The following is a 15,906-nucleotide window of genomic DNA, read 5'->3' on the forward strand; positions in this document are numbered from 1 at the left end:
GATGGTACTGCACTCGACAGGGTGTGGGAGAGTAGGACACCGCCGAACACAACATCCCAAAATGCCCCTGACCACCCGTGGTCAGGGGCATTCTGCATTCGAAACCAACACCAACACAACAGTATTCACCCCTTTCGTTGAACTGAACGCGCAGGCATCCACACCTGCACCCCCAGTCCCATTATCGCCATACGGACCCTCCGGCCCCCTCGCCTCAGGGCCGCGAACGCGCGCGCACTCGCCGGACGCGAGCAGAACAGTGACACCAGACTGCACGCACCCGACAAACGCGCGCGCATTCGCGGGCCGTCGAGCAGAACCCAACCCCAACAAGCCAATTACTGCCCATCGAAGCTTGGCGATCGATCGTGGGCAAACTTCGATTCTGCAGACGCGCTCGCATTCGCGAGGCGCGCGCAGAATCGTCAGCGATGTCGTGAGCGTTCGACAAACGCGCGCGCATTCACGAGGGGGGACCGGGCACAGGACGGCGGAGTCGTCAGTGATGAAAAGGGCAGGCGCAGAGCACTACACGTACTGAGCCCACGGATCGGGTGGATCAGGCGTGAACGGATTCCGCCTCGTCTGCGGAAACCTTCACGTCCTTGGGGTTCGCCAGAACTGTCTCTGCGGATCGTCCGCGAAGGGTTACTCGAGCACCGAATTCCCAGCGGTCCGCTTCGTTTTCGGCAGCACCGTCTACCGCTGTCTTGGAAGCGAGTATCGCACCGGGAGCGCTCTTGGCCAGTTCCGATAGTCGCGCAGCCTCGTTTACCGGATCGCCGATGACGGTGTACTCGAATCTCGACTTTGCTCCCACATTGCCGGCAACGGCTCGGCCGGCTGCAACGCCGACGGCTGCGCTGCACTCGGGAACTTCGACCAGCAATCGGCGGGCAATGGCACGTGCGGCAGAGAGTGCCGATCCGCAGTGATCCGGAATGTCGTTCGGTGCTCCGAAGATGGCGAGCGCCGCGTCGCCCTCGAATTTGTTGATGAAGCCGCCGTGTTCGTCCACCTCGTCGACGACTACCGCGAAGAAGCGGTTGAGTAGATCCACCACCTCGGTGGGCGGTCGTGACGCGGCCAATTCGGTGGAGCCGACCAGGTCGATGAAGAACACTGCGATATCGCGCTCCTGGCCCCCGAGTTCACTCTCGGACTGCAGGGCCTTCTCGGCTACCTCGTGTCCGACGTGCCGACCGAACAGGTCGCGGATCTTCTCTCGATCGCGCACACCGTCGGCCATCCGGTTGAAACCGCTCTGCAGTTCGCCGAGCTCGGTGCCGTCGTACACCGCGAGTCGGACATCCATGTTGCCCTTCTCGACTTCGGCCATGCCCGCCCGCACGTTGTTGATGGGGGAGGTGGTCGCGAAACCGCCCAGGACGGTCAGTGCGAATCCGAATACGATGGTGATGCCGCCGAGCGCGAGGATGGACACAGCGAGCTGGTTTGCACTGGTCTCGGGTCGAAGGAAGCGGAACACCGCGATCATCATCAGGCCGGAGACCGGAACGCCGGTTCCCAGCAACCACGACAGGATGGAACGCCCCATGACACCGGCGATTCGGATGCGCCGTGGGTCGCCCGCTTGCAGGGCGCGAGCCGCGATGGGTCGCAGAGCGAACTCACTGAGCAGGTAGCTGAAGGCGCACACGACCGTACCGCCCGCGGCGATGGTGAACGCCACCTTCGGTATTGCCTGGGGGTCGATGATGCCGTCGATCGTCGTGAGCAGAATCAGCCCACCGGTCCACAGCGCAATCTGCATGCGCGTCAGGCGCCAGGGCATTGCCAGCGTCGCAACCTGCTCGGATCGGGTGGGTTCGCGATCCTCGATGCCCCACCGCAGACTGCTCAGCGCACGTGTGGTGCCCCAGACGACACCGACCAGGAATGCGAGAAAGACGTACACCGGGACGACGATGAAGTTCACCCACCAGTAGCGGTCCATCTTCAGAACGTCCGGGCCTGGAACGACGACACTGATGAGGACACCGACGATCACCGCACCGATCAGATTGGACAGGACCAGGAACACCGTCAGCAACAGCTGGATTCGGATCCGGCGTCGGCGTGGCGATTCGGTGGTGTCTCCGAGGAGCCGGGAACCCAGCGGAGCGGCAGATCGTCTGAATTGGGGCATGGTGGTCACAGAGTAACGGCCGTGCTGCCTTATGGTGGTCGAGTGCGTTTAGTTATTGCTCGTTGCCAAGTGGACTACATCGGCCGCCTCACCGCACATCTCCCTTCCGCTCGACGCCTGCTGCTCGTCAAGTCCGACGGATCGGTCAGTGTGCACGCGGACGACAGGGCGTACAAGCCCCTCAACTGGATGTCTCCGCCCTGTTGGATGGTCGAGACCACCGAGGACGAGACCATCAAATGGGTGGTCACCAACAAAGCGGGCGAAGAACTCCGCATCACGATCGACGACGTCGAACTCGATTCCAGTCATGAACTGGGTATCGATCCAGGGTTGGTCAAGGACGGTGTCGAGGCTCATCTGCAGGAGTTGCTCGCAGAACACGTCAACACCCTCGGTGAGGGGTACACCTTGGTGCGACGTGAATACATGACGGCAATCGGACCGGTGGATCTGTTGTGCCGCAACGCAGATGGTGGCACTGTCGCCGTCGAGATCAAGCGTCGCGGTGAAATCGATGGTGTGGAGCAGTTGACTCGGTACCTCGAACTGCTCAATCGTGACCCGTTGCTGGCACCGGTCAGCGGTGTGTTCGCCGCCCAGGTCATCAAGCCGCAGGCGAAGACTCTGGCCACCGATCGCGGTATTCGTTGTCTGACACTCGACTACGACGTTCTCCGCGGCACCGACAGCACCGAGTTCCGGCTCTTCTGACGTCTGACTGCCGAAGCGGCGCGATTCTCTACACTGGATGCGTGCCTCGTCGCAATCAGCCCCGCAAAGCGAGTCGGAGTGGTCCGAGCAGTCTCGGCCCGGCTACCGATTCCGTCCTGGGCGGCAATCGCGTCGAGGTGGGTCCTGACGGGGACACGTACACGACGCGGATGATTCCCGGTGCCAAGGCCGTCAAGACCTACCGTTGCCCAGGCTGCGATCACGAGGTACGGCCAGGGGTCGCCCACATCGTGGCGTGGCCGTCGGACGACTTCGGGGGAGCCGACAACCGCAGACATTGGCACACCGGGTGTTGGAGCGGCAGAAACACGCGAGGCCTCACCCGTAGATGGTCCTAGCGGGGGAGGCCGAGCGTGTGCTGCGAAGTCAGGACGCCGAGTCGGCGGATTCCTTCTCTTCGTCGTTGTCCTTCTCGGCCTTCGCCGCAGCCTTCTCTTCTTCTTTCTTGAGGATGGCCGTCGGGTCGGGGTTGTCCAGCAACTCGCTTTCGCGGTTGACCGAGGCCAGCATGGCCGGTACGGAATCGAGCTGGCCCCGGATACCCAGTAGCTGAGCGAGGACGCGACTTCGCAGCACGCGCAGCTCCTCGGCCAATTCCTTCGAGTGCGCGATGCGCCGCTCGGCTTGCTCGCTGGCGGACTGCAGCCGGCGTGCGGCCTCGGTCGTCGCCTCTTCGATACGGCGAGCAGCATCGGCCTTGCTCGACGCTTCCAGTTCTTCGAGCGCGGTGAGCACCTTGGTGCGGCGCTCGGCCATCGTGATCTCGAAGTCTTCCTGAACCTCGGCGCGCTTGGCCTCGGACTCGGCAGCCAGCTTGTCGCGCTCTGCCTGTGCGGCCTCGACGACGCGCGCAGCCTCGGTGCGTGCCTGAGCCATGGTCTGCTCGTGCTCGGTTTCGAGTGCCGTGCGGCGCTCCTCGAGTTCTGCGACCAACGACTCGTGACGGCTTCGCAGGCGAGTGCTCTCCTGCTGCGCAACCGAGATCATTTCCTCGGACTCCGCATGTGCCTTCGCGCGAACCTCGGAGGCCTCGTCGGACGCCAGTCGCAACATGCGGGAGATGCGATCGCTCATGCCTTCCGCGGTGGTCGGCGGCACCGAGAGACGGTCGATGTCCTTGCGCAGTTCGTCGATCTCGTCGCGAGCGTCGTCGAGTTGCTTGGCCAGATCACGCGCCTGTGCCGCGGCGGCATCACGGTCGGCCGTCGTCAGCCGTAATTCGGCGTCGAATCGCTCGAAGTAGTTGGTGACTTCGTCGCGATCGAACCCCTTCCGAACGATGGAAAAGGGGAGTTGCACCGTGGAAGTGCGTTCATGATCGATGGCCATGGCCGTCAATTTACCGGTGAGTCAAGTGGAGAGCCATACGGCGTAATCACCGAGTTCGGTCAGTGCGCGTTGTGGTTCGGTTCGACCAGTTCGATCAGTACTCCGCCTGCGTCCTTGGGGTGTACGAAGTTGATACGCGAATCGGCCGTACCGCGGCGGGGAGCGTCGTAGAGCAACCGAACGCCGCGGGCGCGCAACTCGGAGGAGATCTCCTCGATGTCGGTGACCCGATACGCCAACTGTTGGAGTCCGGGGCCGTTTCGGTCGATGAACTTCGCGATGGTCGAGGATTCGTCGATGGGCGCGAGCAACTGCAGTGCTGCCGACTTTTCGCCTGCCCCGGGGAACGAGAGCATCGCCTCGCGCACGCCCTGTTCCTCGTTGACTTCCTCGTGCACCGCAACCATGCCCAGGTGGTCGGTGTACCAGGCGATTGCGGCATCGAGATCGGGTACCGCGACACCGACGTGGTCGATAGCCGTCACCAGGTCGGAGCGGAGTGGGGTGCCCGTGTAAGACTGCGTGCTGGAGGTCATGGACAAGACGTTAGCGTCAGCTGCGTCACGGTGTTCCGCCAGGCTGGTATCGGTAGGGAGCCTGGCGAGCGTTGATCTCCACAAGGCCGTCTTCACACTTTCGGAGGAAATCGTGACCACAACAGTCATCGTCGCCGGTGCTCGTACGCCCGTCGGGCGCTTCTCGGGTGCGCTCAAGGACTTCTCGGGTTCCGACCTCGGCGGAATTGCCATCAAGGGCGCACTCGAGAAGGCCGGCGTCGCTCCGGATCAGGTCGACTACGTCATCATGGGCCAGGTCCTCACTGCGGGTGCCGGGCAGATCCCGGCCCGACAGGCCGCCGTCGCTGCAGGTATCCCGATGACCGTTCCGGCCTTGACCATCAACAAGGTGTGTCTCTCCGGCGTCGACGCCATCGCGCTGGCCGACCAGCTCATTCGCGCGGGGGAGTTCGAGATCGTCGTCGCCGGCGGCCAGGAATCGATGACCCAGGCACCGCACATGCTGGAGAAGTCGCGGGCGGGATTCAAGTACGGCGATGTCACCATGCGCGACCACCTCGCATACGACGGCTTGTACGACATCTTCACTGATCAGGCCATGGGTGCGCTCACCGAGCAGCGCAATCAGAGCTCGGAGGCGATCAGCCGTGAGGAGCAGGACACCTTCGCGGCCGGATCGCATCAGAAGGCTGCCGCGGCGTGGAAGAACGGGGTCTTCGACGACGAGGTAGTGCCCGTGTCGATCCCGCAGCGCAAGGGTGAACCCATCCAGTTCACTGCCGACGAAGGAATCCGGGCCGACACCACGGTCGATTCCCTCGGCAAGCTTCGCCCCGCGTTCGACAAGGCGGGCACGGTCACTGCCGGATCCGCGTCGCAGATTTCCGACGGTGCCGCCGCCGTCGTCGTGATGAGCAAGGACAAGGCCGAGTCGCTCGGTTTGACCTGGCTCGCCGAGATCGGCGCGCACGGTGTGGTGGCCGGCCCCGACTCCACCCTGCAGTCGCAGCCCGCTCGCGCCATCGCCAAGGCCTGCGCGAAGGAAGGCATCGACCCGAAGGACCTCGACGTCGTCGAGATCAACGAGGCGTTCGCAGCGGTCGGAATCGCGTCGACGCGTGAGCTCGGCATCGATCCGGAGATCGTCAACGTCAACGGCGGGGCGATTTCGATCGGTCATCCCCTCGGAATGTCGGGCGCTCGCATCGCACTGCACCTGGCTCTCGAGCTGCAGCGGCGAGGTGGCGGAGTGGGTGCCGCAGCATTGTGCGGCGGCGGCGGACAGGGCGACGCGCTCATCGTTCGAGTCCCGAAAAGCTGAGTCGGTAGTGGCTCTGGTCCGATGAGACCAGAGCCACTACGTTCTGTCGTAGCAAACCGGGCACAATAGCGGGCATGACGAATTTCTTCGACCTGAGCAGCACGGCCAAACGCTTCCGTTTCATTGCCGTGCTCGAAGCGTTCACCTGGCTCGGACTACTGGTCGGCATGGCGTTCAAGTACCTGCCGGCCGACGGCAACGAAATCGGCGTGAAGATCTTCGGGCCCATCCACGGTGCGGTGTTCATCGTGTACCTTGCCGTTGCCGTCCTGACGGCGGTGAAGCTGAAGTGGGACATCAAAGCCACGCTGCTGGCGCTGGTCGCGGCATTCCCGCCCTTCGGAACCGTGGTCTTCGAGATCTGGGCCGTGCGCACCGGACGCCTTGCCGAGCTGAGCACCGGCCGACCCACAGCCGACGCGAAGGTTCCGTCCTGACCGCCCGCCAGTGGATGACGCATCGCGTTAGTGACAAACTGTAGGGCGTGACTCGACCCGGTTCCCGTCCTCCTGTCTGCCCGTCGGCCGCCGTCCCCGCATCCATTGCCGGTGCCGTCGACCTGTCCGTTCTCAAGGACCGTCCGGCACCTGCTCCCGCTGCCGAAGCCAGTGGCGATGCGGGAGGGTTGGCTCCGATCGTCGACGTGACCACGGCCAATTTCGAAGCCGAGGTTCTGCAGCGATCGATGCAGGTACCGGTCATCGTCGACCTGGGATCGGCTCGGTCGCCGCAGTCCCAGGCGTTGACGCGTCAGCTCGGGCAACTTGCCGTGGAGGCCGGCGGCACGTGGATACATGCCCGCGTCGATGTCGACTCCAATCCGCAGATCGCTCAGGCATTCGGCGTGCAGGCCATTCCCACGGTGGTTGCCGTCGCGGGTGGGCAACCGCTCGCCGATTTCCAGGGCACGCAATCCGACGAGCAGTTGCGTCAGTGGCTGCAGGCCGTCGAGCAGGCAACCGCCGGAAAGCTGTCCGGTCCACCCGGGTCGGCTCCCGTCGCCGAGCCGGAACCCGAGGTCGAGGATCCGCGCATCGTCGCTGCGGAAGAGGCGATCGACGAGGGTGACTTCGACAAGGCAGCGGCGGCGTATCAGGCCATCATCGACGCCGAGCCGAAGAACACCGACGCGGTCGCCGCGCTGCGTCAGGTCAAGTTCCTGGCTCGGGTGCAGAACGTTGCACCCGACGCCGTCGAGGTGGCCGACGCCGATCCCAATAATGTGCAGGCCCGGATCGACGCGGCGGATGCAGAAATGGCCGGGCAGCAGCCCGAACAGGCTTTCGCACGGCTCATCGACGGAATCAAGATCAGTGCAGGGGACGACCGCACGGCCCTGCGTACCCGACTGCTCGAGCTGTTCGAGTTGTTCGACGCCGCCGATCCTCTGGTGGTCTCGGCGCGTCGCAAACTCGCCTCGGCTCTGTACTGAATCCCTCAGCTGTAACGCGAATCGCACAGAGGCTTGCCGCCGAGAACTCCCGAGCGGAAAGCGTCGACTCGGGAGAAGCCGGACGGCAGCGTCGTTCCGTTGACGTCGCTGGCGGCCAATCCGTCGCTGAGTAAACCGGAGACGGCTTCGTCGAGATCGCCGGGAGAGAGCCGAATTTCGAGAGCGGCCTCGTTGGATTCGGCGCTCAACGCTGCGGTGATGACCCCGGACAGGCATGCGGATCGGAGTGCGGTCTGAGGGTCGTCGAGCGTCTGGCCCGCTTCCTTCTGTACTGCGAGGGTGTAGCGAGACGCGAACAGTACGTACGCGCTGTAGTCACCGGATACGTTGAGTGGCAGGATGTCTCCGCGCTGAGGTGTCTCGGGTTGCCCTATTTCGGCCAGGTCCTCCACATCGACACCGATGGTGTTGGTCGACGGGCAGTACGACACCGGAGTGGTGGCCTCGGCGTCCGTGCACCCGGTGTCCGATCCCGAGTAGTCGACGGTCGGCGGATCGGCGACGGGAAGCGCCGTCTCGAACGATCGCGTGAATGCGCCCAGGGAGTCCTCGGTGACCGGTAGCTCACCGGAATCGTCGGCGCTGTCGAACTTCTGCGGCAACGACGCTCGGCGTGAATCGATTTCGGCCTCGTCGATGCGTGTGCAGGCAGCTGCACCGTCGGTGAACCCGATCTGAACGGCAGTCACTCGCTCGAATGCAGACCCGTGCACCGATTCGGGATCGTTGGGGTCCACGTCGCGCACCGCGACGGTCGCAGCAAGAACACCGTTGAGCCCATCCGAGGTGTTGATGGTGAAGTGCGGCGAATCGCCTTCTGCGACATGGCGGATGAATGCGCCGGCGAAACAGTCGGCTTGCTGCTCGGCCACGATGGTCGGGGTGTCGTCGCCGACGAGTCCCGACTGATGCTGGATCGCGTGGCCGTATTCGTGCGCGATCACCATGACCACCGACATCGGCCCGAACGCGTCGACCAACGCCGGAAGCAGAATGGTGCGGTCCCACCCGATCGAGTCGTCGCGGGTGCAGTACGCGGCATTGGGGACTCCACCGGTTCTGTCTCCACAGAACCGGATGCCGGATCCCTCGTCCTCCGACGCATCCCACGAGGTCAATGTCGAGACCGGCGTGAACGAGCCCTTGAACAGGGCCGGATACTGCTCGGCCCAGAACTGCTGGATGTCGTCGATCGCGTTGGTTGCCAAGATGTCCGAGTCGGTGCCTTCGGCGTTCTCGACGACGATGGTCGAATCCGGTACTCCCGGACGCGGTCCGCTCGGTCCGCTGGTGACCGGAAGGCCGGCGACCGTGAACGGATTCTCGTAGATCGACACTGCATTACCGCCGACGGTGGCGGCGCACGATGTCAACAGTAGTAACCCTGCAGTGGCGGCCGCAGCCAGAAGTCGTGGTCTGCGGCCGCCGGTCATCTACTGCTCCAATTTGATCCAGATCGCCCCGTTGGCGGGAAGTGCAACCTGGCCTGATGCCGGTCGACCGTGCCACGAGTGCGATGTTGCCGTCACTTCACCCAGGTTGCCCATTCCGGAGCCGCCGTACTCCGTTGCATCGGTGTTGAGGATCTCGATCCAACGGCCTGGTTCCGGTAGTCCCACACGATAGCTGCCGTGCTCGGAACCGGAGAAGTTGAAAATACACGCGACAACCGAACCGTCGGAGCCGTACCTCAGAAAGCTGAGCACGTTGTTCTCGGTGTCGTTGGCGTCGATCCACGAGTAGCCACTGGGCGAGGTGTCCAGCGTCCACAGTGCCGGATGCGATCGGTACGTCGAGTTCAGATCTGCGACAAGCGATTTCACACCTCGGTGCAACGGCTCCTCGTCGATCTGGTACCAGTCCAGGCCTCGCTCCTCGGACCATTCGCGAGTCTGACCGAACTCCTGGCCCATGAACAGCAACTGCTTGCCCGGATGTGCCCACATGTAGGCGAGCATTCCGCGCAGCCCTGCGGCCTTGGCGTAGTCGTCCCCGGGCATGCGGGTCCACAGCGTGCCCTTGCCGTGCACCACCTCGTCGTGGCTGATGGGCAGCAGGTAGTTCTCGCTCCACGCGTAGACGAGCGAGAACGTGATCTCGTGGTGGTGGTAGCTGCGGTGGATGGGATCGCGCCCGACGAAGCCGAGGGTGTCGTGCATCCACCCCATGTTCCACTTCATGTTGAACCCGAGCCCGCCGACGTTCGTCGGGCGAGTGACGCCCGGCCAGGCGGTCGACTCCTCGGCGACGGTGACGACTCCGCGGTGCTTCTTGTGCACCGTGGCGTTCATCTCCTGCAGGAAGGACACCGCTTCGAGGTTTTCTCGGCCACCGTAGATGTTGGGCGACCAGCCACCCTCGGGACGCGAGTAGTCCAGGTACAGCATCGAGGCGACGGCGTCGACGCGCAGTCCGTCGATGTGGAATTCGTCGATCCAGTAGAGCGCGTTCGCGACCAGGAAGTTGCGAACCTCGCGTCGGCCGAAGTCGAAAACCAGTGTGCCCCAGTCGAGTTGCTCGCCTCGCTGCGGGTCTCCGTGCTCGTACAGCGGCCCACCGTCGAACCGGGCGAGGGCCCATTCGTCCTTGGGGAAGTGGGCGGGTACCCAGTCGACGATGACGCCGATGCCGGCGCTGTGCAGGTGGTCGACGAAGAAGCGGAAGTCGTCCGGAGTGCCGAACCTGGACGTCGGTGCGTAGTAGGACGTCACCTGGTAACCCCAGGATCCGCCGAACGGGTGCTCGGCGACCGGTAGCAACTCCACGTGAGTGAAGCCGGTCTCGATGATGTACTCGGCCAGTTGCTCGGCCAGCTCCCGGTAACCCAGGCCCGGTCGCCACGACGCCAGATGGATCTCGTAGACGCTCATCGGAGCCTGGGTGGGTTCGATGCCGGCTCGGGTGTCGAGCCACTTCTCGTCGTTCCAGGTGTACGTCGACGCGGTCACGACCGACGCGGTGGACGGCGGAACCTCGGTGGCGAAGGCCATCGGGTCGGCCTTGTCCTTCACCGAACCGTCGGAGCCGTGGACGCGGAACTTGTACAGGGCACCGGGTTCGATGTTCGGGACGAACAGCTCCCAGACTCCGGTGGAGCCGAGGACGCGCATCGGCCAACTACGGCCGGTCCACCCGTCGAAGTCGCCCACCAGCGTGACGCCCTGGGCGGCAGGGGCCCACACCGCGAACGAGGTGCCGGTGACGGGACCATCGGGAGTGGCGTACGACTGCTGGTGCGCTCCGAGGATGTCCCACAGACGCTCGTGGCGACCTTCGCCGAACAGGTGCAGGTCGAGTTCACCGAGGGTCGGTAGGAACCGGTACCCGTCGGCGGATTCGGACACGTGCCCACCTGGCCAGGTGACCACGAGCCGGTAATCGATCAGGTCCTCGACCGGCACCAGCGCAGAGAAGAGGCCGTGGGCGACGTGGGTCAACTCGTGGTCGACGCCTCCGACGCGCGCGATCACTTTCTCCGCGTCGGGCTTCAGCGCACGAATCGCTGTTCCGCCCGGCACGGGGTGCGCGCCGAGCACGGAATGCGGGTTGTAGTGCCGACCAGCGGCGAGGAGATCGAGGTCGTTGTCGGACGGGGCTGCGACGGTGTCTTCGGGCGTCGTCGGATTCTTGGTCACGTTGAATCCACTCACTTTCGGTTGCCGCGGTAGGCCAGTTCGATTCGTGCCGGATAGGGAATGTGGGGGAGCGTGAATATGTGCGCCACCGAGGTCCAGGGCTCGAGTCGGACGAAGTTGGTGTGGCCCCAGTCGTAATGGATGCCGCTCACCTCGTCCTTGATCGTCAGGGTGTCCTGCCAGTCGTGACCGAGCGCGGGCATGTCCAGATGGACGGTGCCCTCCTCGGCTCCGAACGGGTTGAGGTTGATGACCACCAACACCGAGTCGCCGGTCTGCGGATCGAACTTGGAGTATCCGATCAGCGCTTCGTTGTCGATCGTGTGGAAATGGATGTTGCGCAGTTGTTGCAGGGCCGGATGCGCACGGCGGATGGAATTGAGGGTGGTGATCCACGGCTCCAACGATTCACCGCGGGCGAGCGCACCCTCGAAGTCGCGCGGTCGCAACTGGTACTTCTCGGAGTCCAGATACTCTTCGCTGCCCTCGCGCACGGCCTGATGTTCGTACAGTTCGTACCCGGAGTACACGCCCCACGTCGGAGCCAGGGTGGCGGCCAGAGCTGCTCGCAGAGCGAACATTCCGGGTCCTCCGTGTTGCAGGCTCTCGTGCAGGATGTCCGGGGTGTTGACGAACAGGTTGGGCCGCGCGTCGTCGGCGCGTCGGGCATGCTCCTCGGCGAACTCGGTCAGCTCCCACTTCGCGGTACGCCACGTGAAGTACGTGTACGACTGCGTGAACCCACGTTGCGCGAGACCGTACATGCGAACCGGCCGGGTGAACGCCTCGGCCAGGAACAGCACGTCCGGATCGGTCTTCTTGACCTCGGCGATGAGCCATTCCCAGAAGTCCGGTGGCTTGGTGTGTGGATTGTCGACTCGGAAAATCTTGACGCCCAACGAGATCCAGTATCGGACCACGCGTAGCACTTCCTCGTAGATGCCACGGCGGTCGTTGTCGAAATTGATCGGGTAGATGTCCTGGTACTTTTTCGGCGGATTCTCGGCGTACGCGATGGTGCCGTCCGGCAACACCGTGAACCACTCCGAATGTGTTGCGGCCCATGGATGATCCGGAGCGGCCTGCAGGGCAAGATCGAGCGCCACTTCGAGGCCGTGCTCTCGCGAGGCGTCGACGAACGCACGGAAGTCGTCCTCGGTTCCCAGCTCGGGATGGATCGCGTCGTGCCCGCCGTCCTTGGATCCGATAGCCCACGGCGAACCGACATCCTCGGGGCCCGGAGTCAACGTGTTGTTCGGGCCCTTGCGGTTGATCGTGCCGATCGGGTGGATCGGAGGCAGGTAGACGATGTCGAAGCCCATGCGCGCTATGCGCGGCAACTGCTCGATGGATGTCGCGAACGTGCCGTGCCGCGGTGATCCGTCCTCGTTCCACCCGCCCGTGGAGCGCGGGAAGAACTCGTACCAGGCACCGTTGAGGGCCAGGTTTCGGTCGACCCACACGTTCACGGCCCGTGATCTGGTCACCAGCTCGCGCAGCGGGTGCTGGAACAGCAGCTCGGTGACCGACGATGCGAACGCCGAGGACACGCGCGCCGGCAGCGGGCGGTCGGTGTCGCGCAGGCCGGCGGCGACGTCGGCGAGCAGCTGCCTGCTCTCCGCAGGAACGCCGGTGGCAGCGCGGAGGAACAGGCGCGCCCCGATCTCGAGGTCGTTGGCGAGTTCGTGGGCGCTCTGGCCCACTCCGAGCTTCGCTTCGACGGCGTGACGCCAGGTGCTGATCGGGTCGCTCCACGCCTCGATACGGCAGATCCAGTAGCCGGGCCGGGATGGGACGAACACCGCGTCGAACGTGTCCGGCTCGTGGCCGGGCGTCATCGGGATGCGTTCGAGCTTGCCTCCCGGTCCACGCACCGACAGCGTCGCGGCCACTGCGTCGTGACCCTCGCGCCAGACGTCGGCGGAAACTGGAAACGTCTCGCCCACCACCGCTTTCGCGGGGTATTTCCCGGTCGTCGTATCTGGAAGGACATTGTCGATACCAAGTCGACCTGTCACTTCACACTCCATTCTTCGTTAGAGGTATGGCTGCGCGGGCGCAACCTCTGATCGAACCGATATTTGGTGTGCTTCTACTCGTCAACCGTAGTGCAGCAGCGCAGATGGCGCGTGCGCCGACGCATACTGCCCGCGACGGGCGCACGAGGAAATTTTCGCCGAGCGCCCCATCGACACAGGTATCCGTGGGTAGGGTTCGGCTCTGTGAAAGCCTTGCGTCGATTCACCGTCCGAGCCCACCTTCCCGCCCGTCTGAATGCCCTCGCCGAGCTGTCGACAAACCTCAGGTGGTCGTGGCATTCGGCCACGCAGGATCTTTTCGAGCACATCGATCCGCTGCTGTGGACCGAACTCGAACGCGATCCGGTGGCTGTGCTCGGTGCCGTGGCACCCGGACGGCTCGAAGAACTCGCCGAAGACGCATCGTTCCTGGCCGAACTGGACGCCGCCGAGGCGGATCTACACGACTACCTCGCCCGACCCCTCTGGTACCAGAACGAGCTCGCCGAGGGGCGAGCTCTGCCGTCGGGCATCGGTTATTTCTCGATGGAGTTCGGAGTCACCGAGGTGCTGCCGAACTACTCGGGTGGGCTCGGCATTCTGGCCGGCGACCACCTCAAGGCGGCGTCGGATCTCGGTCTACCGCTGATCGGCGTCGGACTGCTCTACCGCTCGGGGTACTTCCGGCAATCGCTGACGGCCGACGGCTGGCAGGCCGAGCGTTACCCGTCCCTGGACCCGCACGGTCTGCCGCTACGACTGCTCACCGACGACAACGACTCACCGGTGTTGATACACGTGTCGATGCCGGGGTCGCGCGTGCTGCGGGCCCGCGTGTGGATCGCTCAGGTGGGACGCGTTCCGCTGCTGCTGCTCGATTCCGACATCGCCGACAACGATCCCGAGCTCAGAGGAGTCACCGACCGCCTGTACGGAGGCGATCAGGACCACCGCATCAAGCAGGAGATCCTCGCCGGTATCGGCGGAGTACGCGCGATCAGGGCCTACACGCGCGCGCACGGTCTGCCCGATCCCGAGGTGTTCCACATGAACGAGGGCCACGCCGGCTTCCTCGGGGTCGAACGCATCCGTGAACTCGTCACCGGTAGCGGGTTGGACTTCGATTCGGCGTTGGCCGCCGTCCGGGCGGGCACGGTGTTCACCACCCACACCCCGGTGCCTGCCGGCATCGACAGGTTCCCCGCCGATCTGGTGCGGCACTACTTCGGCGGTAGCGACGGTGCACCGGACTCGGCCCTGTTGCCGGGATTGCCGATGAGCCGAATTCTGGCGCTGGGCGGCGAGAGTGATCCGTCGGTGTTCAACATGGCGCACATGGGCCTTCGCTTGGGGCAGCGCGCCAACGGAGTGTCGAAGCTGCACGGAATCGTCAGCCGCGAGATGTTCAACGGCCTGTGGCAAGGATTCGACGCGTCGGAGGTGCCGATCGGATCGGTGACCAACGGTGTCCATGCGCCGACGTGGGCGGCGCGGGAATGGGACGAGGGGGAGGCCGAGGCAGGTGGGCCGTTGTCCTCGGAGCAGGTGTGGTCCACTCGAAACGCGTTGCGCGCGCAGTTGGTGGACGAGGTGCGCCGAAGGGTGCGGCGTTCGGCACTGGAGCGAGGGTCGACCGAGGCCGAGATAAGTTGGACTGCAAATGTATTCGATCCCGACGTGTTGACCGTCGGCTTTGCTCGACGCGTACCGACGTACAAGCGTCTGACGCTCATGCTGCGCGAACCCGAGCGATTGCGGGCGATGTTGCTCGATCCCGTCCGCCCGGTTCAGCTGGTGGTAGCCGGAAAATCGCACCCGGCCGACGACGGTGGAAAGGCGCTCATTCAGCAGATCGTCAAGTTCGCCGACGAGGCCGATGTGCGACACCGCATCGTGTTCCTACCCGACTACGACATGTCCATGGCGCGCTTTCTGTACTGGGGATGCGATGTGTGGCTGAACAATCCGTTGCGACCCCTCGAGGCCTGCGGTACGTCCGGAATGAAGTCGGCGCTCAACGGCGGCCTCAACCTGTCGATTCGCGACGGATGGTGGGACGAGATGTACGACGGCGAAAACGGGTGGGCGATCCCGACGGCCGACGGCATCACCGACGACAATCGCCGCGACGATCTGGAAGCCGCTGCCCTCTACGAATTGCTCGAGCAGGCGGTGCTGCCGAAATTCTACGATCGCGGGGAGGACGGTGTGCCGGCTCGCTGGATCGAGATGGTCCGACACACACTGGAACAGCTGGGACCGAAAGTGTTGGCATCGCGCATGGTTCAGGACTACACACTCGGCTACTACGCGCCCGCTGCGCACTCCGCCCGGGCGGTGTCGTCCGACGGCTACCACGGCGCGAAGGATGTTGCGTCGTACCGCGGCCGCGTCGAGCAGGCGTGGCGCAACGTGAAAGTCACCCGAGTCGACAGCGAGGGGTTGCCGGACACCCCCGTCATCGGTGCCGAACTGTCGCTGCGCGCCATCGTCGACCTCGGCGGTATGGAACCCGGTGCCGTCGTGGTGCAGACCGTGGTGGGACGCGTCGACGAGGGCGAGGACCTCAGCGACATTCGCACCACCGAGATGTCGCACGTGGGCAGTGAGGGCGACGAGCACGTGTACGCGGGCGAGACGCGGCTACCGCACAGTGGAGCGGTGGGCTACACGGTGCGGGTGTTGCCGCGGCACCACGGGCTTGCCTCCGATTCCGAGCTCGGTCTGGTGTCGACGCCGTAGGGGGCA

12 protein-coding genes are annotated in these 15,906 nt (G+C 64.4%); 6 read left to right on the plus strand and 6 right to left on the minus strand.

All coding sequences use genetic code 11. The features are described 5' to 3' along the window. Positions 1 to 559: 559 nt before the first annotated feature. Positions 560 to 2,149 (minus strand): adenylate/guanylate cyclase domain-containing protein, encoded by a 1,590-nt coding sequence (locus AB0O58_RS22515; RefSeq protein WP_366238828.1) that lies wholly within the window; start codon positions 2,147 to 2,149, stop codon positions 560 to 562. Positions 2,150 to 2,191: 42 nt separating this feature from the next. Here AB0O58_RS22515 and nucS point away from each other — a divergent pair, with 42 nt between their 5' ends. After that, the gene (nucS, locus tag AB0O58_RS22520; RefSeq protein WP_027497682.1) at positions 2,192 to 2,863 is read left to right on the plus strand and encodes an endonuclease NucS; all 672 of its coding nucleotides are present in this window, start codon (positions 2,192 to 2,194) and stop codon (positions 2,861 to 2,863) included. A 41-nt stretch (positions 2,864 to 2,904) separates the two neighbouring features. Continuing rightward, on the plus strand, positions 2,905 to 3,222 hold the full coding sequence (locus AB0O58_RS22525) for an ATP/GTP-binding protein (protein WP_072692233.1): 318 nt from the start codon (positions 2,905 to 2,907) through the stop codon (positions 3,220 to 3,222). 28 nt (positions 3,223 to 3,250) lie between these two features. On the opposite strand, the gene AB0O58_RS22530 is transcribed toward AB0O58_RS22525, so the two are convergent. Continuing rightward, on the minus strand, positions 3,251 to 4,213 hold the full coding sequence (locus tag AB0O58_RS22530; protein ID WP_027497681.1) for a hypothetical protein: 963 nt from the start codon (positions 4,211 to 4,213) through the stop codon (positions 3,251 to 3,253). 59 nt (positions 4,214 to 4,272) lie between these two features. Then, a complete protein-coding gene (gene mce / locus AB0O58_RS22535) occupies positions 4,273 to 4,749 on the minus strand; it encodes a methylmalonyl-CoA epimerase (protein ID WP_032399481.1) in 477 nt (158 codons plus the stop codon). Positions 4,750 to 4,861: 112 nt separating this feature from the next. On the opposite strand from mce, the gene AB0O58_RS22540 reads away from it, so the two are divergent. From AB0O58_RS22540 to AB0O58_RS22550, 3 genes are all read left to right on the plus strand, one after another. Then, on the plus strand, positions 4,862 to 6,052 hold the full coding sequence (locus AB0O58_RS22540) for an acetyl-CoA C-acetyltransferase (protein WP_027497679.1): 1,191 nt from the start codon (positions 4,862 to 4,864) through the stop codon (positions 6,050 to 6,052). Positions 6,053 to 6,117: 65 nt separating this feature from the next. Then, positions 6,118 to 6,489 (plus strand): DUF3817 domain-containing protein, encoded by a 372-nt coding sequence (locus AB0O58_RS22545; RefSeq protein ID WP_174557309.1) that lies wholly within the window; start codon positions 6,118 to 6,120, stop codon positions 6,487 to 6,489. Positions 6,490 to 6,536: 47 nt separating this feature from the next. Then, complete coding sequence (locus AB0O58_RS22550; protein ID WP_366238829.1) at positions 6,537 to 7,484, plus strand: tetratricopeptide repeat protein; 948 nt, start codon at positions 6,537 to 6,539, stop codon at positions 7,482 to 7,484. Positions 7,485 to 7,489: 5 nt separating this feature from the next. On the opposite strand, the gene AB0O58_RS22555 is transcribed toward AB0O58_RS22550, so the two are convergent. From AB0O58_RS22555 to AB0O58_RS22565, 3 genes are read right to left on the minus strand one after another with little or no spacing between them, the layout of a single operon-like run. Beyond that, complete coding sequence (locus AB0O58_RS22555) at positions 7,490 to 8,938, minus strand: metallopeptidase (protein WP_032399483.1); 1,449 nt, start codon at positions 8,936 to 8,938, stop codon at positions 7,490 to 7,492. Then, positions 8,939 to 11,140: a 1,4-alpha-glucan branching protein GlgB gene (gene glgB / locus AB0O58_RS22560; protein ID WP_027497675.1), complete on the minus strand. Its 2,202-nt coding sequence runs from the start codon at positions 11,138 to 11,140 to the stop codon at positions 8,939 to 8,941. Between the two features lie 11 nt (positions 11,141 to 11,151). Further along, positions 11,152 to 13,158 carry a maltotransferase domain-containing protein gene (locus AB0O58_RS22565; RefSeq protein WP_027497674.1) on the minus strand — a complete coding sequence of 669 codons (2,007 nt, stop codon included), beginning with the start codon at positions 13,156 to 13,158 and terminating at the stop codon, positions 11,152 to 11,154. A 204-nt stretch (positions 13,159 to 13,362) separates the two neighbouring features. Between AB0O58_RS22565 and glgP the strand changes: the two genes are divergently transcribed. Next, positions 13,363 to 15,900 (plus strand): alpha-glucan family phosphorylase, encoded by a 2,538-nt coding sequence (gene glgP, locus AB0O58_RS22570; RefSeq protein WP_206498251.1) that lies wholly within the window; start codon positions 13,363 to 13,365, stop codon positions 15,898 to 15,900. Positions 15,901 to 15,906 lie beyond the last annotated feature (6 nt).

The sequence above is a fragment of the Rhodococcus sp. NPDC080181 genome (genome assembly GCF_040702225.1).
GTDB lineage: Bacteria > Actinomycetota > Actinomycetes > Mycobacteriales > Mycobacteriaceae > Rhodococcoides > Rhodococcoides fascians.

Coding starts and splice junctions, on each gene's coding strand:
- AB0O58_RS22530 (WP_027497681.1), bottom strand. CDS start 4,213: ATGGCCATCGATCATGAACGCACTTCCACGGTGCAACTCCCCTTTTCC.
- AB0O58_RS22515 (WP_366238828.1), bottom strand. CDS start 2,149: ATGCCCCAATTCAGACGATCTGCCGCTCCGCTGGGTTCCCGGCTCCTC.
- mce (WP_032399481.1), bottom strand. CDS start 4,749: ATGACCTCCAGCACGCAGTCTTACACGGGCACCCCACTCCGCTCCGAC.
- AB0O58_RS22555 (WP_032399483.1), bottom strand. CDS start 8,938: ATGACCGGCGGCCGCAGACCACGACTTCTGGCTGCGGCCGCCACTGCA.